Origin of the sequence: Flavobacterium lacus, from assembly GCF_003268815.1 — a bacterium.
In the GTDB taxonomy this organism is placed as follows: Bacteria; Bacteroidota; Bacteroidia; order Flavobacteriales; family Flavobacteriaceae; genus Flavobacterium; species Flavobacterium lacus.
On the sequence record NZ_QLSV01000002.1, the window covers coordinates 98,809 to 124,445 of the forward strand.

A 25,637-nucleotide genomic window follows, 5' to 3' on the forward strand; every position below is an offset into this window, starting at 1 on the left:
TTCAGTTTGCGAAAATACAATTATCTGTGAAATAATTATAAAGAATTCAATATATTTTGTGGATTTTTTACGTAGCGAAAAATAATGCTACTCAATAAAGAAGAATATTCGCTTTTATAACTACAAAAGCAAATTGATTTAATCTGAAAAATCAATTATCATTTTTACCAACTCTATTTTTTTATTCGAAGCCTCTTCAATTAAGACCTGAAAATTATCAATTTCGATCACTTCGCCTTTTTGAGGTATTTCCTTGACATGATCTACGATAAATCCGCCTAAAGTTGAATAAGAATCATCTTCAGGAATGTTTAATTTATATACTTCATTAATATATTCAACATCCAAACGAGTGGAAAACCTGAACTCTTTCTCTCCGAGTTGTTCTTCAATCAGCGTTTCGTCTGAATCGTGTTCGTCTTGAATTTCACCAAAAAGTTCTTCCACAATATCTTCAATGGTTATCATACCGGAGGTTCCGCCATATTCATCTAATACGATGGCAACGCTTTTACGTTTTTTGGTGAGCAAATTCATAACATCTTTGATGAACATCGTTTCAGGCACAAATTCTACTGGTATCATCACTGATTTAATAGTTCTTGGTTTGCGAAACAATTCAAATGAATGTACATAACCCACAATATCGTCTAAAGAAGATTGAAAAACCATTACTTTTGAGAAACCGGTTTCTATAAAAAGGGATTTTAATTCTTTAACCGAATCATGAATCTCTACGGCAGAAATTTCGGTTCTTGGAATCATAATATCCCTTGCTTTTACACCGGAAAACTCTAAAGCATTTTGAAAAATCTGAATTTCAGAATCAACGGAGTTATGATCTTCGACCGAATTCATTTGTTCGGAAATAAAATTTCCTAATTCTACTTTACTAAAAAAAAGTTGAGCCTCGTCGCCTTCGGTTTTGAATAATTTCCTAAGAAAAAAATCGGAAATCCAAATTACAAAAGAAGAGATATAATAGAGCAATTGGTAAAAAAAGTAAGCCGGAACAGCAAATATTTTAATAAAGGTGTTGGCATAAATTTGAAAAAAAACTTTTGGTAAAAATTCGGCTGTAACCAAAATGATAGCGGTTGAAATCAGCGTTTGAATCATTAAAACTTGAAACGGTAAATTATCATTATTGATGAATTCCGGATAAATCAATTTAATGATTAAATCGCCCATGGTAAAACCATAAATTACTAAAGCAATATTATTTCCCACCAACATGGAGGCTATGAACTTGGATGGATTTTGGGTTATTTTGGTTAAAATTTTAGCCACAAACCCATCTTGCATTTTTTCTATTCCGAGGTACACTTTATTTGAAGAGACAAACGCTATTTCCATGCCGGAAAAAAACGCCGAAAGCAGCAAAGAAACAAGAATGATACTGACTTCCATAACGTTTATTTCTTGTCCCGATTATCCATTTTATTCATAAAACGTCTTCTGAAAAAGAACATGAAAATGGCTAACGCAGCAAAAAAAAAGAGCATCCAAGGACTTTTTTCCTCAGCGTTCCAATTGGCAAAACCTTGGTAAATAAAAAATCCGGCTGCAAAAAGATAAAAATATTGAATGTATTTTAAATAGGTCATGTTTGTTGTCGGTTGTCGGTTGTCTGTTATCTGTTATCTGTTGTAGGCTGTCTGTTGTTGCAATAAGTTGAGGCTTTCTCATTAATAATCACTCCTTAATCCCTACTAAATACTCCCCTACTATTCGGTTTCGTTAATTACACCGGAAACTTTTTGAAAATTGATTCGTTTAAAATCTTTACTAAAATCTAGGCCCTCACCTTTTGTTTCTCCTTTGTATGGGTCGGTAAATTTAAACTTTTTTTCGGTAAAAAACCATTCGTTTTTTTGGTCGTAGTATAATTGCTCCGTTTCCAAATACTGGCCTCCTTCAGAAGTCATTTTTACATTGCCTTGTAAGTCTATAATTTCTGTTCCTTTGAATGTAACTGCATAATCCGATTGGATGAAGTTTTTCTTACCCTCTTGGTCATACAATGTTACTTCAATTCCATTTGGAAACTCAGTAAAAGGATAAAGAACTGTGCCGTAATCCATCATTTTTGGACTTACTAAAACGGCTTTAATTCTTCCCGAATCGGTATATTTCAGATTAACAGAATCTGCTTCACCCGAAGCCATAAATTCGGAAACATTTATTCGTTGGATATCTTTAAAATTGCTTTGGCAACCAAAAAACAATGTCACAGTAAAAACTGTGACACTGAAATTGATTATTTTATGTATGCAATGCATCGTTTATAAATTAGGAACCGTAACACTTCTTCCAACCCAACAGCTAAAACGGATGCTTTCGCCTGCTCTTCCTGCACTGTGAATATCTGCTTTAGAAGGAGCTAGTTTATCGTAGGAAGCTGCCGCCGCATTTCCTGCTGTAGTTCCTGCTTTTCTGGCAGTTTGGGCAGCTAACCAATAGATGGCTCTTTTTTCAAAAGGGTCGTTTCCGCATTCGTTAGCACTATTGGCATAAAGCTGAGCGATAAAAACGTAAGCTTCTCCAAAAGAAGGTTTTGCAGCAACAGCTTTTTCTGCAAAAGCTCTTGCTTGTGATTTGTTACTACTTCCGTAGATATTTCTTGCTACAGTGTAATACACTTTTGCTTTTTCACCACTGTCTTTATGCAATTCTGCCGATTGGTTAAAATATTCCAATGCTTTTGTAACATTCTTTTTGTTATAATAAGAAACCCCTAAATTGTAGGCCGATTTGGCTGTAGGATTCAACTGGTGTAAGGTTTCAGATATTTTTGAAAACAACGGGTCAGAAGAACATCCTTTTTTGTATAATCGTTCTGCGGCTCTTTTTAACCATTCTTCATCTCCTTTTTTATCTTCAAAGCCTGCCGTTAAAAAAGGCACTAAACGATCACAAGTAGATAGCTGTGCGATTTTATTATCCATACTTGTTCTGATGGTTTGAAAAGCATCTAGGTTAATTTGATTGGCATTTTTGACACTAGCTTCTTTTTTGGTTAACTCGGTGCCAGCCTCTTCTTTTTGCAAAATTACATCTAACTCATCTGAAAGTTTTTTCTCTTCTTCGTCAATTTTATCTGAAATTTCGTCATATTTATTAAATAAATCTTGTAATTGAATACCTTTTTTACCAGCCTCAAAATCGTTTACGTAGATTTCAAAATAAACATAAAGTGCTTTTGCGTTTGTAAAGTTTGCTCTGTCTGTTTTAAAAGCATCATCAACTAGTTGATAAACTTCCTCTGGAGTTCCAACGTTGTTTTCGAACAACGCCATTGACTTTCTTACTTTATTCCCTCTATTATTGTTTGGGAAGTGCGTATCATATTCTCCGTACATTTTAACCAAATCACGCACTTCAGCTTCTTTTTCAGCAGGTGTTTTAGCGTTTTCAATACGATAATTTACTATTTGCTCACCTCTAATGTAAATTGCCTCGTGAAAGGAAGCACAATTTTTACGCGTGTACATCCAAGGTTCATAAGCAGCAGCGAAATCTTTTGCTTTACAAAGCTCATTAAAAATAGATAATTTTTCTGCACAATCTGCGTCGCTCTGAGCTTTTCCATTCATTATTCCGATTAGAAACGCAAAGACAATAATTAGTTTAGTTTTCATAGTTATAAAATTTCTGTATTAATCATATTTTCTTTTAACAAACCATTTATCATTCAATGATAAACTTATAAATATATTGATGTAGTTTTCTTCGATCAAACCTGCATTGGTTGTGCCTCTTTTTCCATACTCAAAACCGATGTTGATATTAGAAAAACTTCCTCCAAGTGGTAAACCTAAACCAAAAGTTATGCCATAATCATTTATGGACTCATTATTAATAATTAAACCAGTGTTTGCGTAATTAAAACCGGCCCTGTAGGTAACTCTTTCCAAATAGCGATTGAAAGAATTGTATTTTGGAATGAAATACCCTCCCAAACTTAACTTAGTTGAATTTTCGTATTGTACGTTATTAATATCGTTGAATCGATTTGCAAAATTACTGGATTGTTGTATGGTTAACTCAGTACCTACCATCCATTTTCGAACCTCACCAATTCCTGTACCAAAAACAAGTTTAGATGGTAGTTTAAGTTTTGAAGTGCTTTTTTGAAGGATGCCTTCTTCTTGAGGAATTACTGTAAAATTATTTGTGACTAAAACCGTAGTAATATTTCTTTCATTATCTAAATTCAAAATACTTTCTGGTGAATAGGCAACACTACCAAAGAGGGTCAACTTTTCGGTCACTTTTCTATTGTACATTGCACCAAAATTAAAATTTACACCATTAACTCTACTGGAATTTAATTCTCTGGTACCATATTGAATGGTAGGGATAAATTCAACTGAATTGGTTGAAATATTTCCAAAATTATAATTCACTTCTGCACCAATGCTTAAATGAGCATTTATTGAATATCCTAAACCTCCAAAAAATCGATTGACACCTCCTTCTCCAAAATATCTAGAACTTTGTTGCGATGGATCATCATTAATACTTTCAATTTTATACCCAACAGATGAAAAGGGAAGCAGCCCCAAAGACGCCCCAAACTTTTTAGAAACAGGTACAGCAACCACTAAATAATCAATCGTTGTTCTCCTTGCTTTTTCAGATTCGGAGGTGGTGTTTAATTTTAAATTATTGTAATTTGCTCCAACGGTAAATGTTGTCTGTTTCAAATGAGAAAATGAAGCTGGATTTTGTAAATTAACATGTATTGAATCACTAAAAACACTCACACCTCCCATCGAACGATTTTCAACAGCACCTTTAAATATCACATCGCCAATTCCATAAAAAGAATAAGGAGAAGCTGTCCCTTCTTGGGCCCAAGTTAATGCAGAAAAGAATAGACAAAAGCCTATCAGAATTTTTTTAATCATTTTTGATTTTATATTGAAAATATTGGTTCAAACTCTCCAAAAGGAAATTTGAATTGGCAAATATGGTATTTTTTAATCTTTTTGCCAAAAAAACAGTGTCTCCACCCGTTAAAATTATGGTAAAGTTTTCATATTGCTTTTTAAAACCGTCAATAAAGCCATCTATTTCATACAGTAAACCGTTTACTACTCCCGCATGAATAGATTCATTTGTTGAGTTTCCAAAAAATATTTCAGATTCTTCAAAAGTTAATAACGGTAACTTTGCTGTAAACTGATGTAATGATTCATACCTAAGTCTAAAACCCGGTGAAATGGCACCTCCCCAATAATGGTCATTTTCATCTATAAAGTCATAGGTTATGCAAGTTCCTGCATCAATAACAAGTCGATTTTGTTTCGGATAGAGTAAAGTTGCTCCCGATGCAAGTATCATTCTGTCGATTCCTAACGTTTTTGGCGTTGCGTATTTATTTTGAAACGGAAAGGAATCAAGATGGGAGACAACATGAATAGTTATACTTTTTGAAAGTGATTTTAAATCAAAATCTAACTCTTTTCCAACAGAGGAGACTACCAAATCCTTGATTTTTGGATAGGTTGTAAAAATATTTTTAAATTTATTTTGTGCGTTACTATCCTCAAAAACAAAGGAATCAATATATGTATTCACCTCATAAACAGCACATTTAATTCGAGTATTTCCTATATCAACCACTAAAACCATAATTCACTTTTCTGCGGACGAAGGTACGAATAGATTTTTTTTAATAATTGTTTTGTATAAAATAAAAATCGTTCTATATTTGCACCCGCAATCAACAAGCAAAACTGCATGCAATTGTAAAGGTACCTTAGCTCAGATGGTAGAGCAATGGACTGAAAATCCATGTGTCCCTGGTTCGATCCCTGGAGGTACCACTTAAACCCGAATAGTTCTATTCGGGTTTTTTGTTTTTATAAAAAAAATTGAAATTTAATCCGTTTTTCGTGAATCTTTTGCTGTTTGAGGTTGCAATTCATCAGAAACAATTGGAGTTGTTTTGGTTTTGACTTCGGGTTTAGCTAACTCCATTCCTTCCACATAGTCTGTTTCTTCTAAATCTTCTGTTTTTCTACCAATTCCAATTTCAGGATTTTCTTGTGTACCGGTCACTTTAACAGGAATTCCTATGATGCCTAAAGGAGGAAGTCCGATTCGTATTTTCAAATTAATTTTACCATCGAAACTGGTTTCGCCTTCAATTCTTGGTCTAAAACCGGCAGTTTTAAATTTGAAACGTTCAATCTTTATTAAATTATTTTTTACTGTTGTTTTGATATCAATTTTAGAAATTTCGGGATCTTTCAACGCATCGGTTTCTGTTTTTTGACTCACTACATTAAATAATTTAAAGCCTTTTATTTTGATTTTTTTTACAGAAAGTGTTCCTCCTCCCACCAGCGAAGGAAAAACCGGCATCATGTTTCCGTCTAACTTTCCGGCTATTTTATAGTCTAATGAGATAATTCCCTCGGCATATTCTGCCGCGGAGGCCATTTCTCTAAATAGGGCAACTTCGTCATACGCTCGCTTTATATCAAAATCGAAAGCTCTAATTTTATAATCAAAATCTGCTCGAGTGGGCGTTTCATGAAAATAAACTGCGTCTATACTCACTTTTGTTCCGATTAGGGAAAAGGTAGTGTTTTGTAGTGATAATTTTCCTTGACTTACATTTACTTTCCCAGCTAAATTCTCAATATTTAAATCGTCAAAATTGATTTTTTTTGCGTTTGCCTTGAGATTAAAATCAAATTTTGACGGAATGACTACCACACCATTTTGGATGGTAGTGTCTTTCTCTTCTTCAGTTTCATCTGCAAAAGCCATGAATTCATTTATTTGGATAAAGTCGGAATCTACCGAAAAACTTCCTTTTAAAACTTCCTTTTCCGAAAGGGCAAAATTGACGACATTTTCCATGTAACCATTCATTTTGAAATCGGATTGGCCGTAGGAAGCAATAAAATTAGTGAAATTCATTTTGTCTTGATTAAACAAAAAGAGACCTTCGTTTATCACAAATGGTTTGGGTAAAAAGGCTGAATTAATCTTAATTTCTTTAAGCTCTAACGTTCCTTTATTATTTAGGTTGTTGTATTTTCCCGAAGTTGCATCGCTTTGTTTGCCTTGAAAAGCTAAATCCATTTTGGCAAAACCGGTTACACCTAATCCTTTCTGCGAAAATACTTTGTATATCTTTTCAATATTTAATTCGCCTTTTGCTTTGATGTCATAAGCTATATCTTCAAAATTTTGAAGTGATGCATACAGATTAAAAGGTTTTTCTTCAAATTCTAATGTAGCGGGAGAAATTAGTAAACTAAAATCGTTGAATTGACTTGTAGCATTGTTTACAACCGCTTTAAAATTGATATTTTTTATAGGATTGGGATAATAGCGTGACTTTACAAAACCATTTTTAAGTTCCAAATTAGCTTTAGTTTCGGGAAATTTTTTCTTTTCCTTGTTGTATTCTCCTTTGGAAACTATGTTGGCAGAAAAACTTCCTTTTAAATCCATATTTTCAATTCCTAAAGCCTGATCTAATTTAGCTAAATCTAATTTTGAGCGAATTCTGGCATCAATCACTGGATTGGACAAACCATTGATTTTTAAATTTCCGTTAAAAAAATCTTTCCCTACATCAAAGTAGATAGAGTCAATTTTTAAAACCAATTTTTCGGTGTCTAATGAAGGTAATTTCGTGTCAAAATTCAGGAAAATATTTTCCGCGGGAAATGGTGCTTTGTTGTAAGAAACAAATCCATCTCTAATTTTCATATTAAAATGAATATCCGGCTTTTCATTTTCTTCGGCAATGTATTTCCCTTTTAACGAAAAAAGCAAATCTGTTTTTCCCTTGATATTTGTTTTGGAAAGCCAAGTGATGAACTGAGGCGGCAAAGCTGTAAAAAAGTCATTGAGCTGACTATTTACCGATTTTACAGTAAAATCTAGGTTATAGTCATTTTTTAAGAAATTGAATTTGCCTTTAAATTCAACCGGAAGTTTGTTAATCATCAAGTTATTTTCTTCAAAAACTAAGGCAAGAGAGTTGGTATTTATTTTGGTTATAAGTTCAGCATTTACCTTTTTATTTTTTAGATATTCTTGATTGTCAAATGAAAAATCGAATCCTTCAATTTGTGCTTTCGTTTTTAAGTCAAAAATTGATTCATGCAAATCCCCTTTCCCTAAGTAATTAAATTCTTTCGCTCTGATAAGCATTTTGGTAGATTGATCTTCATAAACCAACCGTATTTTTTTAATGTCTATACGTTCTAATTTTATAGAAGCAGAAGTTGAGTCTGTGGACTCTTCTATATTATCTGAAAGATAAACATTGTAATTAGGCTGACCTTTTTTATTCACTTTTACATTGATAAGTCCACCAGAAAGAAATATTTTATCAATTTTTATCTTCTCATCAAAAAAAATGGATTTTACATTAATTCCAAATGCAATTTCTTTAGCAGAAATTAATGTATCTTTTTCAAATGGAGCCGAACCTTTTAACAAAAACTCATCTAATGATAGTGTTAAAGAAGGGAAATGAGTAAAAAAAGAAAGATTGGTTTCTTTGAAACTTAATTCTCCGTTGAGCTTTTCATTTGCAAATGATTTAACTTTATTGGTTATGGTTTCAGGAAATAGTGTGGGCAATAGAAAAAGTAATAACAACGAGACCATAAAGGTTACTCCAGCTATCTTAAGAATCTTAAAAACGATTGTTTTAATTGACTTTTTCATGGCACGAAATTAAATTATTAAAATCTAATTCACAATAGTTATAAAAAAACAAAAAACCCAGTTAAAGAACTGGGCTTAATGGCATTGTATTATAATTAACTAACTTCAAATATTAATTTTTAAGTAATTTCATGATTTTTTCATTTCCGTTTTCGTCGGCTGCTTTAACAAAATAAATTCCTTTATTTAAGTCACTTACATCAAAAGAATACGTGTTGTCAAACGAATTATTAAATGATTTCACTAATTGTCCAGTTACAGAATACACTTCCACTTTTGTTGTGGCGACTGAAATAGTGAACGAGTTAGAAGTTGGGTTTGGAGCCAACGTAACATTCGAATTAATTTCAAAATTGTTAGTAGACAACGTGGATGGTCTATTGCCATATACTCTGAATTGACCTGGAAGCAGGTTAATAGCTGTTGTAGTATTGGTTACATTTAATTCTGTGTCATCCATTAAGTTATACCATGTTCCTACAAAAGGAAAATCTGGAGTAATGTTTTGAGCAGCCACGGAAAAGTTGGCCAAAATAACTACACTACTTATTTGTGGAGCCTGTAAAGAATTATTAAACACATAAATTCGTTGACGAATATTACTTCCATTAGGACTTATGGCATAATCTCCATTGAAAACAGGCTCGTTAATTTTTAGTTTAATCATTCGTGACCAATCATCAAAAATCGCAGTTCTTCTCGGGTCAGACAACCAGTTTTCGGTCCACTGTACTTGTGGTTTAGTATCCAATTTACAATCACCTGGAATAAAAGGACCTTCATCATTCACCGTTCCGTTACTACATGTAAAAATAGACTGATTACTACCAAGCTCTCCAAAATGCCATATCATTTTTGGTCCAGGGACTAAAATACTTGTTGCTCCAATGGCTCCCATTCTCGCTAAAGCATTGGTTAAATTTCCGTTAACCGGAGCAGTACCACCACCATTTCCAAAGGTTATGGCCTCATACATCATTCGGTCTTTATCGTGACTTTCCGGATAACCGATTAATCTTTTCCCGGCAAATCCTCTGCTTACGTGACCCATACGGTTGATATTTTGAGTAGCAAATCCCATGGCAAGCTCTTTGTATTGTGAATACATTTCTCCCCACATCAAAATTCCTTTTCCTTCATTTAATTTATAATTTGCCCATTGTTGTTCTTCATTATCAGAACCTAAATGTTCGAAAATTACAATGTGGTTTGGATCTAGACTCCAAGAATAATCAGCATAATCTTTCAACACTTGCACTCTATCGGCTTGATATCCATTCGTACATCCTTCGTCAGGCCCAGTACAATTTTGTGTAAAACCTTTGGTTAAATCCCAACGAAAACCATCAATTTTAAATTCTTCAATCCATTGTTTTACCACTCTTCGTGTATAATATTGCGTTAAAGCAGATTGATGATTAAAATCTTCCCCTACACTATAACTGTGACGAGCTGTTGTATTATAATACGGATTATCAGAAGAAGGTGGTCCCCATCCATCGCCATCGGGATCATTCATCCACATTCTAACGCCAGGGTTTCTTCCGAAAGAGTGGTTTAATGCTAAGTCAAGAATTACTGCAATACCTCTTTGATGACAAACATCAACCAATTCTTTAAATTTATCCGCCGTTCCATAGAACTTATCCAGAGCCAAGTGGAAGGATGTATTATAACCCCAACTCTCATTTCCTTCAAACTCCATCACTGGCATAAATTGTATAGCATTAATACCTAAATCTGAAAAATAATCAATTTTATCGATAATATCTTGATAATTTCTGTTGGCGTCAAAATCCCTTACTAAAACCTCATAAACCACTAAATTATCTTTATCCGGTTTAACAAAATTTAACGTTGCATCACTCCAATTATAAGGTGTTTGTCCTGTTTGCAAAACGGTAACTTCTCTTTCTTGACCGGCAGGATATGTAGGTAAATTTGGATAGGTTACTGCTGGAATCCATGGATCATCAAAAGGAGATAAAACTAGCGTTGAATACATATCCGCTGTTTTCACTAAAACCGGCGAATTCGCAACAGGGGTTTGATCTACCACCCAATATTGATAGGTGTAAACTTGTCCGGGGGTTAATCCTGTTAATTCCAACCAAAAAATATTGGTGGAAGGGTCTCTTCGCATTGCGTAAGAAGAATTTGGTTGATAGTTATTAAAACTGCCGGCTACATAGACAAAATCTTTTCCGGGAGCATTTAATTTTAATGTTGCTCGTGTTGGATCAGATGGATTATAATTGATACCATCTTCCAAGCCACCTGGAATTGCTTGTGCTAATGTTCCAGGGTTTACAATAGCACTAAATCTTCTGGTAATTGTTGAAGAGCCGAGTGTTATTTGTAATTCATACGTTTGATTGGAAGTAATATTGGTATGATCAAAAGAATAATTCGCAGTTGAAGCATTTGTATTGATCGTAACTCCATTTGCTATTAAAACATAGCTTGCATTACCGCCAGTATTTGTTGCAGCAACCGAAATATTACCACCCGAATTTATAATGGTTGAGGTGTTATTCCCCGGAGATGACAAGTTTACTTGAAAAGTACCTACATCGAATATAAAGTCATCACATAAGGGTAGTCTTTCAATCTTTTGAGAACCATTGGCATTTCTAAACACCATTCCTAGCTTTGTAGCATTAGCTTGTTGCGTGGTATTAATTCCGAAATAAGTACTCGGTGTTAAAGTTATTGACCATGTACCGTTCCCGTTATTAGTCATCAAACCGACGCTATCGTCTTGACCCCAATTACCTATTACTGAAAATCCAAATGCATTTACATCATCACCAATACCGGCATGCATGTATACTTTAGCAGGATTAGTTCCCATTTGGTTACAAGCTTGAGCAGCAGTAGAAACGGTGATGGTAATTTGATCATCCACATTAAAAGTTGCAGGCGTAATAGTAACTTGACTGAAAGCAAAAGATGAAATTAAGGCTAATAAAAAAATAAAAAAATAATTTCTTTTCATAGTAAAAAATTTTTAATGATAAAAAAGGGCTGTAGAGATACAGCCCTTTTTTGAGGTTTTTAAAATATTATTGAGCAATTAACTCATAAGAATATGCTCTTGGGTTACTTAGATCAAGTTTAACAAGGTAAGTTCCCGATGCATCTAAAATAAGATCAGGACCGTTATATGTTAACGAATCTGTACTACCTCCTAGGTTGACAGTCCATGCATTATTCGCTCTAAATTTGTAACCACCAGCCGTCATTACAACAGTTCCTTCCCATTTTTTAGAGGTAGAATTATACGTCAAAGCAGTACTATTATCCCATCCTCCAGGAGTTGCTGCACCTACAATACCCCAAGCTGTTGGTGTAATTAAATAAGTTAGCAAGTCTGTGTCGGCCTGAACTCTATAATAACCTGCACCAGTACCTGTACAGTTAACTTCTCCCTCTTGAACAAGTGTCCCTGAAAAGTTTCCATCATCTCCATAATCACCATCAAAACTTACATTTGTTGGCAAAAACTTGTATTCAAAAGATGCAGCGTTGAAAAACACGTACCCTTCAAAATCGGTTTCTCCAAAACCAGAAGAGGCTAAAGGCACTGCACTTGATGGCGTCCAATCATTTCCATAACCACCAGCTGCTAAAAAATTACCTACTACGTAAAGTAGAGGAGTTTCAGTAGTATATGTGGTTACTCCAACAGTAATCACATTTGAATAAACAATTTCGGACTGATTTGTTCCAAGATAAGCTTTTACTCTAATGCTAATATCTTGCGGAGTATCAGTAAATGGCTCAACACCAGCTAAAGTGGCTGCTCCATTTAACTCTTCAACCGTCCATGTTACAAAATTATTTGTTGTGTTCCCCGCTACTATAGGTGAAGCAAATTCTGCATTTGGCAATGAAATTTCTACGTCATAGTTTGCGATGATAGCATCTCCAAAGTCTGCATCATTCCATGTAACAGTTAATGCAATATCTCCCGCACGATCAGGCTCCAAAAACACTGATCCATCTAAAGGGGTAACTATTTCAAAACTTGCCGGTGGATTGCTAAAAATCAATTCTTGTTCATCTTCACAAGACCATAATCCTGAGATAAGGATTGCGGTAAAAAGTAATTTAAATGTATTTTTCATTGTATAATATATTTGAGTTAAGGATATTAATACCCAGGATTTTGTGTTAAGTTTGGATTTGAAGCTAGTGAAGCTTGTGGAATTGGATATAATTTAAGATTTGCCGAAATTGGGACTCCATTAGCACTATTTCCTTTCCATGCCCAATTGTATGCACCTCCAGTATATCGATTAAAACGAATCAAATCTTGTCTTCTATGTCCTTCCCAATGCAATTCTCTTGATCTTTCATCAATAATAAAATTGAGTGTTAAGTCTCCAGATGTTATATTATTAGCTTGTGAGCCATTATTCGCTCTTTCTCGCAAAGCATTTACATAACTCAATGCTAATGAAGCATCTCCAGCTCCACGAAGGGCACATTCAGCGTACATTAAATGAGCATCTGCAAGTCTGAAAAGAGGAAAATCAGTGTCAACAAATGTGCTACTAACTCCTGCTACACCTGTTGATGTTTTGTTTGAGTATTTAGCTAAAATATAGCCTTGGTTTCTATCTGCAATGTTCAAAATATCAATATTTCTTGAACCTGAAATGATGGTCTTTCTAGCGTCGTTGTTAAATTGAGGCCCATCAAATTTTTGAACAAACTGTTTTCTTAAACGAAGAGCACCTCCCCAACCACCAACACCGAATTGATCACCATTAGCCTCAATTGATCCTACTTGACCATTGATCATAACGGTAGTTGGCCCATAGTTTTGCGTTACTAGTCCATCTGATTGAATAAAGAAAATCGCTTCTGGTGAAGTATGGTTATCAGCATTAAAATTATTTAGATAATTTGACGCTAAAGAATAACCAGAACCAATAATGGCAGTACATTGAGCCGCACAATCACTGTAACGATTTTGACCAACGTAAACCTCAGCATTCAAATAAATTTTTGCTAAAATCATACGAGCAAAAGCTTGGTCTAATCTACCTTCCTGATTTGTTCTTGGAGCTTTTAGGTTTGGAAGAATATCAAGTAATTCACTTTCGATATAATCAAACAATTGTTGTCTGTTGTATTCTGGACCGGCAACACCAATAGCATCGTTTTCAGTGGTAAATGCAGCTTTTCCAAATAAATCCATTAAGTGATAATAGGCTAAGGCTCTCAGAGCTCTAGCCTCTAATCTATACTCTTCAATGCTGGCCAATGTTTGCGCATCGGTTATCCCTCGTGAGCTTAAAACACCTGGCTGAGATTGTCTTAAAAATTCATTCACCAAAGTAACTTGAAACATACCTCTACTGAACATTCCACGAACAATTGGATTTGTTGCGTTCCATGTATTACGTTGAATTTCAGCAGTTCCTGGGTCATTTTCATAACTCCAAATAACCTCATCAGTAGCCAAATTCTGCATGTACCATAGCACACGACCGTATTGACTAGTACCAGCATCAATTCCTCCGATATTAGAAGAATCAGGACCTGTTGTTCCAGTTAATGCCAAGTTACCATAAACTCCAGCTATTGCTTGAAGATATGCTCCGGGCTGAGCATAAAACTGGTCTAAAGACTGACGATTGTCATCTTCAGGAATTACATTTAAATCATCTTCACAGGCTGCCATTAAAAAAGCAAGACCTAAAAAGATAGCAATTCTGTTTTTCATTTTTTTCATAGTTTTTTATTTAAAATTTCACATTAGCACCAAACAAAAATTGTCTTTGTCTAGGATAAATAGTATTGTCAACACCACCCGTTATTTCTGGATCTAACCCAGAATATTCAGTAATAACAAATGGATTTTGTACAGCTGAAAATAAGCGAACCGATGCTTTTCCACCTAACCAGTTCTTAAAGGTATAACCGATTGTAGCATAATCCATTCGTAAGAATGAACCATTTTCAATATACATGTCTGATAGTACAGATGCTTCATTATTAGGTTGAACAAACTCTGTGTATAAAACGTTAGGTGAAATATTTTCCAAAACACCATTTTCAATTCTACTAAACGTAGATCTGTCCGCTTTAACAGCATTATAAATTCGATTACCGAAACTTGCTCTTAAATTAAACGACAAATCGAAACTTTTATAATTTAAGCTTGTATTAAAACCTAACAACAAATCCGGATCACCATTTTTGTATATATAACGGTCATCACCATTGATTTGCCCATCGCCATTTATATCTGCAAATGCCCCTTCAATTGGAGAACCATCTGCACTATACAATTGTTTGTAAACAAAAAATGAGTTTGGAGTAAATCCTTCTTGAGAAATCTGAGATGTACCACCCGTTCCCGGAGCAAAACCACCTAAAATCGGAGTTCCTAGTGCGATTTGATCGATTCGTCTTTCAAATTTAGTGGCATTAAAACCAACATTCCAGTTTAAGTTATCATTTTTAATTACATCGTAATTAACTGAAAACTCTATCCCTTTGATGTTCATATCACCGATGTTTTGAGGCCCTTGATTAGAAAAATTTGACCCATCAGCAAAAGGAGCTGTTTGTAATAAGTCTGTAGATTCTTTGTAGAATAAATCCAACGATCCATTTAATCTATTATCGTTAAAACCATAATCCAAACCAAAATTATAAGTAGCCGTTTCCTCCCATCTAATTGGCCCAAAAGCAGTCGAAACCCCAACATTTATCGGTTGCCCTCCTATTATATATTGTGATGTTGGCAAACCAGAATTGTAGATTTGCTGATAAAAATTTGTATCACCAATAGCTTGCTGTCCTGTAACCCCCCAACCTAGTCTAAGTTTTAACTCAGAAAGTGTTTGTGAATCTTTAAAGAAATCCTCTTTAATCTTCCATCCTAAAGCTACAGATGGGAAATTTCCAAAACGATTTTGTTCTCCAAACCTAGATGTACCATCTCTTCTGTAATTTAAGGTCAGAAGATACTTGTCATTATAATTGAAATTCACTCTTCCAAAATAACCCAAAAGCACTACATCATCATCTGCATAAGCTATTTGCTCTTCAGTATTAGTAGGGTCTACAAGATTAAAAAATCGTAATCCGGAAACTTCAAATTTTTGATAAGAATAACCAGCTGTCGCTTCAAGGTTCAATTTACCAAACTGTTTGTTGTAAACTAAATAAAAATCTAACAATGAATTAATTCTTTCTTGCTCTTCGTTAGCAATTGTTCCTCTTGATATGTTGTTATTTAAATATCCTGAACGAGCATCTCTTCCTCTTAAAATATTTCTTTCACCATTCGCTTTATCATATCCTAAATTTAAAACAGCTCTTAATTCTGGTAGAAAATGAAATTTATAATCCATTTCAAAATTACCAAAAATTCGGTTATTTATACCTTTGTCATACGTTTGTAAAAGCTGTGCAACTGGGTTACCTATAGCTGGTGTAGCATAGACCGTCTCACCACTTCCATTTATACTGTAGTATTCAAAAAATCCACCTGAAGGCGACTCGGCATCATACACCGGTTGTGTAGGGTCAAAACTAATAGCAGAGCCCTCAACAGCATCAGTGAAGCGATTTCTTTGATTAGTGTAGTTTGCAGACAATCTCAACTTTAAATGATCTTTAAACAAAGAAGGTGATAAGTTCAAAGAAACAGAATTTCTGGTAAACGCATTTGTTAAACGCAAACCTTCTTGATAGGTATTACCAACCGAAAGTCTGGTAGGCAAAACTCCAAACAAATTTCCTTTGATGGATAAATTATTATCAACAAAATCTGTTCTTCTATAGATCTCATCTTGCCAATTTGTATTCGCAGTACCTAATTTTGCTATTTGAGCAGCATTTCCAAGACCAGGCGTTAACTGATTACCGTCAGCATCAAATGTGCCGGCAATTAATTCTCTATATCTATCGGCAGAAAACACATCTACCTCCCCGACTCTACTACCTGTACCATATTGAAAATTATAATCTACTTGTAAAGTCTTAGAACCTCTTTTAGTCTGAATTATAATTACACCATTTGATGCACGAGAACCATAAATGGCAGTTGCAGAGGCGTCTTTAAGAATCGAGAAAGATTCAATATCGTTTGGATTGATAGATGATATAATTGAAGTAGAACCAGTTGTTCCATTATTGTCAATTGGTAATCCATCAATAATAATCAAAGGATCGTTGGATGCCAACAGAGAAGATCCCCCGCGAATTCTAATTTCAGAGCCTGAACCCGGAGCACCACTGGTATTAATCGTTACCCCAGCTACCTTACCATTCAATAAGTTTTCAGCGGTTACATTGGCTCCTTTATTAAAATCTTTTGATGATACTTGAGCAACGGAACCTGTTGCATCTTTCCTCTTAACAGTACCATAACCCACCAAAACTACTTCATCTAGTTTTGCTATGTCCTCTTCAAGAGAAACATTAATCGTTTTTTGAGAAGTGTAGGTAACATTTTGTGTATTAAATCCCACGTAAGTAAACTCAATCACTTCTCCACTAATGACATTTGACAGCATATATTTACCATCAAAATCGGTTGTAGTACCCTTTGTGGTACCTTTAATAACTACGTTTACTCCCGGTAGGGGTTGTCCAGACGACTTGTCAGTTACAACACCACTCAACGTGCTCTGAGCCAGCAAACTAAGCGGCAGTAAGAGTAATAAAAATAACAACTTTTTAGAAATTGTTTTCATACAGTTTGTTTAGGTTAAAAATTGTGTTTTTTGCTTGTATTTATACTTCGAATGTTAAATTTACTTAAAATTTTTATCTTTTTGAATAAACATTTGTTAAAGACCTTCCGAAAACGTTTTCGTGTTGAAAACTTTTAGAATAATCAGTATTTTTAAGCTAAAAATTCCGATTCTAAAAAATAAAATTTATCTTTATTCACAAATCACTATTTACCTCTAATTAACATGAAAAGAAAAGTCACTTTAAAACAAATTGCAAAAGAATTGGATGTCTCTATTTCAACCGTTTCAAAATCATTAAAAGACAGTGCGGAAATTAGTGAAGATACCCGACAAAAAGTGCAAGCTTTTGCAAAATTATACAACTATAAGCCTAATAACATTGCACTTAGCCTTAAAAATAAAAAAACAAAAACCATCGGAATCATCATTCCTGAAATCGTTCATCACTTTTTTGCAACCGTAATTAGTGGTGTTGAAAATGTAGCAAACGAACACGGCTACAACGTAATAGTTTGTTTATCAGACGAGTCCTTTGACAAAGAAGTCATCAATATGGAGATGTTAGCCAATGGAAGTATTGACGGATTCATCATGTCGCTATCCAAAGAAACTCAGCAAAAAAGAGATTTTCACCATATTTCTGAAGTTATTAATCAAGGAATGCCGGTTGTGATGTTTGATCGTGTTACGAATGATATTTTATGTGACAAAGTAATTATTGATGATAATTTATCCGCCATTCAAGCTGTTCAAACGCTTATTGATAAAGGATTAAAAAAAATAGCTCTCATCACAACAGTTGATTATGTTAGTGTCGGAAAACTGAGAACTGAAGGTTATCTAAAAGCATTAAAATCGAATGATATTAAAATAGATGAAAATTTAATTCTTAAAATTGAAGACATCGAACATTGCGATGAAGCCATTGAAGATTTAATAAAAAATCAACAAATTGATGCCATCTTTGCTGTAAACGAACTTTTTGCTGTTACAGCAATAAAATCAGCCTTAAAAATAGGTTTGAAAATTCCGGAAGATATCGCCGTTATTGGTTTTACAGATGGGATTATTTCCAAGTACTCTTCTCCAAGCATTACAACCGTAAGCCAAAACGGAATAAAGATGGGCGGAAAAGCAGCCAAAATGCTGATCGAAAGATTAGAGAGCGAAGATGAAGACGATGAACACTACAGAACAGAAGTCATTGAAACGCACCTGGTAGAACGAGAATCTACGCCAACGTTGTAGTTCTTTCAAACCATTGATTTTATTCAGCTTCTGAATTTGAAACGCAAAAAATGACTTTTAAAATTTTTTAAAAAAAATAATTTCGCTTTAAAAAAAAACTATATTTGTACTGATTATCAAAGCTTGTATTTTTACTTCGAACCCATAAGTTTTGATAAGCACTATAGCTTATCGTAATATTAATCAACAATTACGATAATGAAAAAACCCAAATTAAGTTTTTGGCAAATTTGGAATTTGAGCTTTGGGTTTCTAGGAGTTCAAATTGGTTACTCTCTACAAAATGGGAATACCAGTAGAATTTTAGAAGCGTTAGGTGCTGATGTTCACAGCATCGGTTTTTTTTGGCTTGCAGCTCCGCTAGCCGGTTTATTCGTTCAACCCATCGTTGGATTATCAAGTGACAAAACTTGGACCAGATTAGGAAGGCGTGTTCCGTTTATTTTGGGTGGAGCAATTATTTCGGCCGTAGCGATGTATTTCATGCCCAATGCAGAATATTTTACTGATTTACTTCCAGCCTTGGCATTTGGTGCAATTATGTTGCTTTTGATGGACACCTCTTTTAATGTAACGATGCAACCTTTTAGAGCTCTAGTGGGCGACATGGTTGATGATGATCAGAAAAACTTAGGTTATTCCGTTCAGAGTGCGTTAATCAATTTTGGAGCTGTTTTTGGTTCTTTGTTACCGTATATCCTATCAAAATTAAATGTTGCAAACATTCCTGCTGACGGTGAAAAAGTAGCCGATTCAGTAGTTTGGTCCTTCTACATTGGTGGAACAATACTACTATTGAGTGTTTTGTGGACGGTTTACAAAACCAAAGAATATCCTCCTAAGCAACATGCCGAATACAATAATATTGATTTGGAAGCCAATGAAAAAAAACCTAAGGCAAGTATTTGGAGTTTAATTCCTAATGCACCAGCTATTTTCTGGCAGTTAGGTATTGTTCAATTCTTTTCATGGTTTTCTTTATTCTTAATGTGGGTTTACACGACAAGAGCGATCGCAAATCAAGTATGGGGTGATCAGGCATTAGATCCAAAATCAATTGCCTTTAATGAAGCAGGAAATTGGACCGGCGTCATGTTTGCCTTTTACAGTGGTGTTGCGGCAGTTTTTGCCTTCTTAATTCCGTCATTGGCAAAAAAATTCGGCAGGAAAAATGTATACAGTTTCTCCTTGATATTAGGTGGACTTGGTTTAGCTTCGATTTTCTTTGTGCATGACAAAACATTACTATTAATTTCGATGATTGGAGTGGGAATGGCTTGGGCATCAATTTTGGCAATTCCTTATGCCATGCTTTCTAGTTCATTACCGGCAGAAAAAATGGGTGTATATATGGGACTTTTTAATGCCACCATAACTATTCCTCAAATTGCGGCCGGACTTATTGGCGGGAGTATCATTGCCTTTTTTGACAACTCACCTATTGCAATTATTGTGCTATCCGGAACTTCAATGATTCTTGCTGGATTAGCTGTCTATCTGGTAAAAGAAAAGCCTGTTTCAATCTAATTAAATTACGATGCATCAAAAATGTTTCATATTCGACCTCGACGGCGTAATCGTTGACACAGCCAAATATCATTATTTAGCGTGGCAAAAGATTGCTCAACAATTGGGAATCGAATTTACACCCGAACACAACGAAGAGCTAAAAGGCGTGAGCCGTGTTCGTTCACTCGATATTATCTTAAATTTAGGAAATATTGAAGCTACACAAGAAGAAAAAAATGGTTGGCTCGTTCAAAAAAATGAAGACTATTTATCCTATCTGGTAACAATGGATGAAAGCGAAATTTTACCAGGGGTTTTATCTGTTTTAGTTTATTTAAAAGAAAATAACCAAAAAATCGTTTTGGGTTCTGCCAGTAAAAATGCCAGACCTATTCTTGAAAAAGCAAAAATTATTGAATATTTCGATGCAATAGTGGACGGAAACGATGTGTCAAATGCCAAACCGGATCCTGAAGTTTTTATTCAAGGAGCTAAAAAAGTAAATTTTTCAAACGAAGAATGCATCGTTTTTGAAGATTCTGTAGCTGGAATTCAAGCTGCAAATCTTGCCGGAATGATAAGTGTTGGAATTGGCGAAGAAAGTATTTTGCACGAAGCACAATTCGTTTTTCCTGATTTTACACACATCGATTTGAATTTTATACAAAACCTTATAAATAGATAGTAAAATTTTAATGTTTTCGAATTTTAAAAACGTTAAACTTGAAACTTTTAAACTAAATTTAATGAACCAAGATTATATCATACCAGATAACTGGTCGATTATTGAAGAAGGATTTGAACAAGACCTGGTTAAGTCTTCTGAAAGTTTGTTCAGCATTGGAAACGGTGCGATGGGACAACGAGCGAATTTTGAAGAATATTATTCCGGGAAAACGTTCCAAGGAAGTTATATTGGCGGCATTTATTATCCCGATAAAACAAAAGTGGGTTGGTGGAAAAACGGTTATCCTGAATATTTTGCTAAAGTATTAAATGCTCCAAATTGGATAGGAATTAACATTGAAATCAATGGCGAAAATCTAGATTTAGCTGGTTGTGCGGCGGTAAAAAACTTCCGTAGAGAATTGAATATGAAAGAAGGTTGGTACCATCGTTCTTTTGTAGCAACTCTTCAAAACGGGACTGAAATTGAGGTACATGTGCGTCGCTTTCTCTCTATTGATTTGGATGAAGTAGGTGTGATTAATTATCAAATTACCGCTTTAAATCAAGATGCGAAGATTGTTTTCAAACCTTATATTGATGCCGGAGTTCACAACGAAGATGCCAACTGGGAAGAAAAATTTTGGGAGCTATTACATGTAAAAAATAATGGAAACGAAGCTTTTGTAACGGCTAGAACTTTCAAAACGCATTTTATAGCAACCACTTTTATGCAAAATACGATTTTGGTTGATGGTAAAAATGTGAATGCTTCTCCCTCTGACGTTCTATCTTCGAAAGATAAAATTGAATTTTCGTATGAAGTATCCATTGCCAAAAACCAATCGACTACCATTCAAAAAACTGGTGGCTACACGGTTTCAATGAATCATGAAAATACGGAAGATGCGGCTAAAAAAGTTTTAACTGAGGCAAATTCTATCGGTTACAACCAATTATTAAAAGACCAAATCAAAGCTTGGGCAAAAATTTGGGAAATGAGTGATATTACCATCGATGGCGATGTAAAAGCTCAACAAGGAATTCGTTTCAATATCTTTCAATTAAATCAAACCTATTTAGGGAAAGATTCCCGTTTAAATATCGGGCCAAAAGGATTTACCGGAGAGAAATACGGTGGTTCTACTTATTGGGATACTGAAGCGTATTGCATACCATTTTACATGGCTACCAAAGATCAGCAAGTAGCAAGAAATCTATTGACCTACCGCTACAATCAATTGGATAAAGCGATTGAAAATGCCGGAAAATTAGGCTTTAAAAACGGTGCTGCTTTGTATCCGATGGTGACGATGAACGGCGAAGAATGTCACAACGAATGGGAAATTACGTTTGAGGAAATTCACCGCAACGGAGCTATTGCTTTTGCCATTTTTAATTATTACCGTTTTACCGGAGATTACAGCTACATTCCTGAAAAAGGTTTAGAAGTTTTAATTGGAATTGCTCGTTTTTGGCATCAAAGAGCCACCTATTCTACCTACAGAAATCAATACGTAATTTTAGGTGTAACGGGTCCGAATGAATACGAAAACAACGTAAACAATAATTTCTACACCAATTATATTGCGAAATGGTGTATTGATTATACAGTGGAACAAATCAATAAAATTGAAAAAGAATATGCATCGGATTACACAAGAATTTTAAATAAAGTAAAACTTTCTATGGCTGAAATTAACCATTGGAAGGAAGTAGCGGATAATATGTATTTTCCTTACTCAGAAGAACATGATGTCTATTTGCAACAAGATGGATTTTTGGATAAAGAATTAGTCAAAGTTTCTGATTTAGATAAAAGTCAGCGACCTATTAACCAAAAATGGTCATGGGATCGAATTTTGCGTTCGCCTTACATCAAACAAGCCGATACCTTACAAGGATTTTACTTCTTTGAAGATCATTTTAGTAAAGAACAATTAGAAAAACATTTTGATTTTTATGAACCTTTTACTGTTCATGAAAGTTCGCTTTCGCCCTGTGTTCACTCGATTCAAGCAGCTGTTTTGGATAGAATGGAACAAGCATATACTTTCTATTTACGAACTTCCCGTTTGGACTTAGATGATTATAATAAAGAAGTGCACGAAGGGTTGCACATCACTTCGATGGCCGGAACTTGGATGAGTATTGTAGAAGGTTTTGGTGGAATGCGTGTCAAAAATGAAACATTACATTTTGAACCAAAAATTCCAACGCAATGGAAAGGTTATTCGTTTAAAATCAATTTCAGAAATCAAATTTTGAAAGTTTCTGTTCAATCCAATGAAACAAAATTTTCTTTAGAAGGCGAAAAACCAATTACCGTTTTTGTTAAAGGAAAAGAAGTTTTAGTAGAACCAAATAGTTTGGTTACGGTTTAGTTTTAACGATTAATTTAAACCATTAAGGCATTAAGGTTCATTAAGTTTTCTTAATCTTCTTAATGCCTTTATTACGTATCATGAAAATTCAATTAACAAAAAAAGAAGTAACTCAATTATCGTATGAAATAGTTGGCTATGCAATAAAAGTCCATAAGAAATTAGGACCAGTTTTGTTAGAGAGTGTCTATGAAGAATGTTTAAAATATGAGCTTGAAAAAAATGGTTACGATGTCAAACAACAACTAATCATAAAAATTGATTATGATGAGTTAGAATTAGAAAGTCAGTTACGATTAGATTTACTAGTAAACGATTGTGTAGTTGTAGAATTAAAAACAGAAGAAAGTTTTCATCCACTTCACGAGGCTAAAATTTTAACTTATATGAATTTACTTAAAAGACCACAAGGACTATTAATTAATTTCAATACTACCAATATCACTAAGTCAACAAAACCGTTTGTAAATGAATATTTTCAAATGTTAGATGACGAATAAATCTTAATGAATCTTAATACCTTAATGGTTTAAACAATGAAAAAGTTACTTATTTTTTTACTTCTATCAACTTCTGCATTTGCTCAAGTTAATCGAATTGAACCACCCAACTGGTGGACCGGATTTAAAAATGAAAATTTGCAATTGCTCGTGCATCATCCGAACATCGGAAATAAAACCCCAAAAATTTCATACGATGGTGTATCCATCATCAAAGTTCACAAGGCCAAAAGTCCGAACTACTTATTTATCGATGTGAAAATTGATAAATCCACAAAACCGGGAAAATTCAATATCATTTTTGAATCAGAAAAAGGCAAAAAAATCTCACAATCGTACGAATTAAAACCAAAATCAAAGCCTTCAGAAGATTTTATCGGTTTCAATAGTTCCGATGCCATTTACCTCATCACGCCCGATCGTTTTGCCAACGGAAATGAAGCGAACGATGTTGTGAAATCCATGCTAGAAACTACCTTAGACCGAACCCACGATTACAAACGTCACGGAGGTGACATTCAAGGTATTACCAATCATGTCGATTATATTAAAAATCTAGGTTTTACCACAATTTGGCCAACTCCGGTTTTGACCAACGACATGAAAAATGCATCGTATCACGGTTATGCCATGACCGATTTTTATCAAGTAGATCCGCGATTCGGAACATTGACGGATTACAAAAACCTATCCGAAAAGCTACAGCAAAATGGGATGAAACTCATCATGGATCAAGTTGCTAATCATTGCGGTAGCGAACATTGGTGGATGAAAGATTTACCTTTTTCGGATTGGGTAAATTATCAAGAATTGTATGAGAGAGAAAAAAAATACATTACTTCCAATCACCGAAGAACAAGTAACCAAGACTTATACGCTTCTGAAAAAGACAAAAAAGAAATGGCCGACGGTTGGTTTGTTTCCACGATGCCCGATTTGAATCAACGCAATCCTTTTTTGGCAAAATACATTATTCAAAATAGTATTTGGTGGATTGAAACACTTCATTTAGGCGGAATTCGTCAAGATACTTATCCTTACCCTGACAAGATTTTTATGTCAAATTGGGCAGGTGAAATTATGAGTGAATATTCTAATTTCAATATCGTGGGTGAAGAATGGAGTTCAAATCCCTTACTAATTGGTTATTGGCAAAAAGGTGCAAATAATAAAGATGGCTACGAATCTAATTTGCGATCGACAATGGATTTTGCCATGCAAGCCATCATTCCGCAAGCCATCAAAGAAACAGAAAGTTGGGACAAAGGTTTCGCAAAATTGTATGACGGTTTAGCCAACGATTTTCATTATGCTTCACCAAAAGACATTATGATTTTTCCGGACAACCACGACATGGATCGCATTTTTACGCAAATGGAGGAAAATGTTGAAAACACAAAAATGGCTTTGGCAACGTATTTACTTTTACCAAGAATTCCGCAGTTATATTATGGAACAGAAATTCTAATGCAAAACACAGCCAAACCCGGCGATCACGGCTTAATCAGAACCGATTTCCCCGGCGGATGGAAAGGTGATAAAGTAAATGCTTTTACTAGCGAAGGACTTTCTGCGGAGCAAAAAGATATGCAAAGCTATTTGACTAAAATTTTAAATTACAGAAAGAGTAGCAAAGCCATTCACGAAGGAACGACAAAACATTTTGCTCCCAATAACGGAATTTATACCTTGTTTAGAATGTTGAATGATGAAATTGTCGTTTTATTTTTAAATAAAAACGAATCTGCAAAAGTTGATCTTTCTACTTATAAAGAATTAGGTTTTGAAGGTAAAAAAATGAAAAACATTGTAACCGGAGAAGAAATTATTTGGGATAAAGAATTGACTTTAAACAAAAAAGGAGCCTATCTTTTTACGACAAAATTGAATTAACG

17 protein-coding genes and 1 tRNA gene are annotated in these 25,637 nt (G+C 34.5%); 7 read left to right on the forward strand and 11 right to left on the reverse strand.

Annotated elements, in window-relative coordinates; genetic code table 11:
* Positions 1 to 138 precede the first annotated feature (138 nt).
* The 6 genes from B0I10_RS02095 to B0I10_RS02120 all read right to left on the reverse strand — a co-directional run bounded on the left by B0I10_RS02095 (position 139) and on the right by B0I10_RS02120 (position 5,640).
* Positions 139 to 1,410, reverse strand: a complete 1,272-nt coding sequence (locus tag B0I10_RS02095; RefSeq protein WP_112084846.1) for a hemolysin family protein — start codon at positions 1,408 to 1,410, stop codon at positions 139 to 141.
* Between the two features lie 5 nt (positions 1,411 to 1,415).
* Positions 1,416 to 1,607 carry a hypothetical protein gene (locus B0I10_RS02100; RefSeq protein WP_112084847.1) on the reverse strand — a complete coding sequence of 64 codons (192 nt, stop codon included), beginning with the start codon at positions 1,605 to 1,607 and terminating at the stop codon, positions 1,416 to 1,418.
* 120 nt (positions 1,608 to 1,727) lie between these two features.
* Entirely contained in the window at positions 1,728 to 2,282 is a 555-nt protein-coding gene (gene lptC, locus B0I10_RS02105; RefSeq protein ID WP_112084848.1) for an LPS export ABC transporter periplasmic protein LptC, read from the reverse strand.
* Positions 2,283 to 2,285: 3 nt separating this feature from the next.
* Complete coding sequence (locus B0I10_RS02110) at positions 2,286 to 3,641, reverse strand: tetratricopeptide repeat protein (protein WP_112084849.1); 1,356 nt, start codon at positions 3,639 to 3,641, stop codon at positions 2,286 to 2,288.
* 18 nt (positions 3,642 to 3,659) lie between these two features.
* Positions 3,660 to 4,913 (reverse strand): outer membrane protein transport protein, encoded by a 1,254-nt coding sequence (locus B0I10_RS02115; protein ID WP_112084850.1) that lies wholly within the window; start codon positions 4,911 to 4,913, stop codon positions 3,660 to 3,662.
* The gene (locus tag B0I10_RS02120; protein WP_112084851.1) at positions 4,906 to 5,640 is read right to left on the reverse strand and encodes a type III pantothenate kinase; all 735 of its coding nucleotides are present in this window, start codon (positions 5,638 to 5,640) and stop codon (positions 4,906 to 4,908) included. The genes B0I10_RS02115 and B0I10_RS02120 overlap by 8 nt, the downstream gene beginning before the upstream one ends.
* Positions 5,641 to 5,761: 121 nt before the next feature.
* On the opposite strand from B0I10_RS02120, the gene B0I10_RS02125 reads away from it, so the two are divergent.
* Positions 5,762 to 5,834: transfer RNA gene (locus B0I10_RS02125), tRNA-Phe, on the forward strand.
* 55 nt (positions 5,835 to 5,889) lie between these two features.
* Here the strand turns inward: B0I10_RS02125 and B0I10_RS02130 are convergent.
* The 5 genes from B0I10_RS02130 to B0I10_RS02150 form a co-directional block, all read right to left on the reverse strand.
* Complete coding sequence (locus tag B0I10_RS02130; RefSeq protein WP_112084852.1) at positions 5,890 to 8,709, reverse strand: AsmA family protein; 2,820 nt, start codon at positions 8,707 to 8,709, stop codon at positions 5,890 to 5,892.
* Between the two features lie 112 nt (positions 8,710 to 8,821).
* Positions 8,822 to 11,707, reverse strand: coding sequence for an alpha-amylase family glycosyl hydrolase (locus B0I10_RS02135; RefSeq protein ID WP_112084853.1), 2,886 nt, complete (start codon positions 11,705 to 11,707; stop codon positions 8,822 to 8,824).
* Positions 11,708 to 11,774: 67 nt separating this feature from the next.
* On the reverse strand, positions 11,775 to 12,839 hold the full coding sequence (locus B0I10_RS02140; RefSeq protein WP_112084854.1) for a SusE domain-containing protein: 1,065 nt from the start codon (positions 12,837 to 12,839) through the stop codon (positions 11,775 to 11,777).
* A 26-nt stretch (positions 12,840 to 12,865) separates the two neighbouring features.
* Positions 12,866 to 14,446: a RagB/SusD family nutrient uptake outer membrane protein gene (locus B0I10_RS02145; RefSeq protein WP_112085027.1), complete on the reverse strand. Its 1,581-nt coding sequence runs from the start codon at positions 14,444 to 14,446 to the stop codon at positions 12,866 to 12,868.
* 19 nt (positions 14,447 to 14,465) lie between these two features.
* Positions 14,466 to 17,432: a SusC/RagA family TonB-linked outer membrane protein gene (locus B0I10_RS02150; protein WP_112084855.1), complete on the reverse strand. Its 2,967-nt coding sequence runs from the start codon at positions 17,430 to 17,432 to the stop codon at positions 14,466 to 14,468.
* 225 nt (positions 17,433 to 17,657) lie between these two features.
* Here B0I10_RS02150 and B0I10_RS02155 point away from each other — a divergent pair, with 225 nt between their 5' ends.
* From B0I10_RS02155 to B0I10_RS02180, 6 genes are all read left to right on the forward strand, one after another.
* Positions 17,658 to 18,683: a LacI family DNA-binding transcriptional regulator gene (locus B0I10_RS02155; protein WP_112084856.1), complete on the forward strand. Its 1,026-nt coding sequence runs from the start codon at positions 17,658 to 17,660 to the stop codon at positions 18,681 to 18,683.
* Positions 18,684 to 18,881: 198 nt separating this feature from the next.
* Complete coding sequence (locus tag B0I10_RS02160; RefSeq protein WP_181456872.1) at positions 18,882 to 20,210, forward strand: SLC45 family MFS transporter; 1,329 nt, start codon at positions 18,882 to 18,884, stop codon at positions 20,208 to 20,210.
* Between the two features lie 10 nt (positions 20,211 to 20,220).
* Complete coding sequence (gene pgmB / locus B0I10_RS02165; RefSeq protein ID WP_112084858.1) at positions 20,221 to 20,877, forward strand: beta-phosphoglucomutase; 657 nt, start codon at positions 20,221 to 20,223, stop codon at positions 20,875 to 20,877.
* Positions 20,878 to 20,938: 61 nt separating this feature from the next.
* A complete protein-coding gene (locus B0I10_RS02170; RefSeq protein ID WP_112085028.1) occupies positions 20,939 to 23,242 on the forward strand; it encodes a glycoside hydrolase family 65 protein in 2,304 nt (767 codons plus the stop codon).
* An 80-nt stretch (positions 23,243 to 23,322) separates the two neighbouring features.
* Entirely contained in the window at positions 23,323 to 23,742 is a 420-nt protein-coding gene (locus tag B0I10_RS02175) for a GxxExxY protein (protein WP_112084859.1), read from the forward strand.
* A gap of 36 nt (positions 23,743 to 23,778) precedes the next feature.
* A complete protein-coding gene (locus B0I10_RS02180) occupies positions 23,779 to 25,635 on the forward strand; it encodes a glycoside hydrolase family 13 protein (RefSeq protein ID WP_112084860.1) in 1,857 nt (618 codons plus the stop codon).
* Positions 25,636 to 25,637 lie beyond the last annotated feature (2 nt).

What these genes read in the sequence shown, in the direction of transcription:
- B0I10_RS02095 (WP_112084846.1), bottom strand. Translation starts at nt 1,410, where the DNA reads ATGGAAGTCAGTATCATTCTTGTTTCTTTGCTGCTTTCGGCGTTTTTT.
- B0I10_RS02100 (WP_112084847.1), bottom strand. Translation starts at nt 1,607, where the DNA reads ATGACCTATTTAAAATACATTCAATATTTTTATCTTTTTGCAGCCGGA.
- lptC (WP_112084848.1), bottom strand. Translation starts at nt 2,282, where the DNA reads ATGCATTGCATACATAAAATAATCAATTTCAGTGTCACAGTTTTTACT.
- B0I10_RS02110 (WP_112084849.1), bottom strand. Translation starts at nt 3,641, where the DNA reads ATGAAAACTAAACTAATTATTGTCTTTGCGTTTCTAATCGGAATAATG.
- B0I10_RS02115 (WP_112084850.1), bottom strand. Translation starts at nt 4,913, where the DNA reads ATGATTAAAAAAATTCTGATAGGCTTTTGTCTATTCTTTTCTGCATTA.
- B0I10_RS02120 (WP_112084851.1), bottom strand. Translation starts at nt 5,640, where the DNA reads ATGGTTTTAGTGGTTGATATAGGAAATACTCGAATTAAATGTGCTGTT.
- B0I10_RS02130 (WP_112084852.1), bottom strand. Translation starts at nt 8,709, where the DNA reads ATGAAAAAGTCAATTAAAACAATCGTTTTTAAGATTCTTAAGATAGCT.
- B0I10_RS02135 (WP_112084853.1), bottom strand. Translation starts at nt 11,707, where the DNA reads ATGAAAAGAAATTATTTTTTTATTTTTTTATTAGCCTTAATTTCATCT.
- B0I10_RS02140 (WP_112084854.1), bottom strand. Translation starts at nt 12,839, where the DNA reads ATGAAAAATACATTTAAATTACTTTTTACCGCAATCCTTATCTCAGGA.
- B0I10_RS02145 (WP_112085027.1), bottom strand. Translation starts at nt 14,446, where the DNA reads ATGAAAAACAGAATTGCTATCTTTTTAGGTCTTGCTTTTTTAATGGCA.
- B0I10_RS02150 (WP_112084855.1), bottom strand. Translation starts at nt 17,432, where the DNA reads ATGAAAACAATTTCTAAAAAGTTGTTATTTTTATTACTCTTACTGCCG.
- B0I10_RS02155 (WP_112084856.1), top strand. Translation starts at nt 17,658, where the DNA reads ATGAAAAGAAAAGTCACTTTAAAACAAATTGCAAAAGAATTGGATGTC.
- B0I10_RS02160 (WP_181456872.1), top strand. Translation starts at nt 18,882, where the DNA reads ATGAAAAAACCCAAATTAAGTTTTTGGCAAATTTGGAATTTGAGCTTT.
- pgmB (WP_112084858.1), top strand. Translation starts at nt 20,221, where the DNA reads ATGCATCAAAAATGTTTCATATTCGACCTCGACGGCGTAATCGTTGAC.
- B0I10_RS02170 (WP_112085028.1), top strand. Translation starts at nt 20,939, where the DNA reads ATGAACCAAGATTATATCATACCAGATAACTGGTCGATTATTGAAGAA.
- B0I10_RS02175 (WP_112084859.1), top strand. Translation starts at nt 23,323, where the DNA reads ATGAAAATTCAATTAACAAAAAAAGAAGTAACTCAATTATCGTATGAA.
- B0I10_RS02180 (WP_112084860.1), top strand. Translation starts at nt 23,779, where the DNA reads ATGAAAAAGTTACTTATTTTTTTACTTCTATCAACTTCTGCATTTGCT.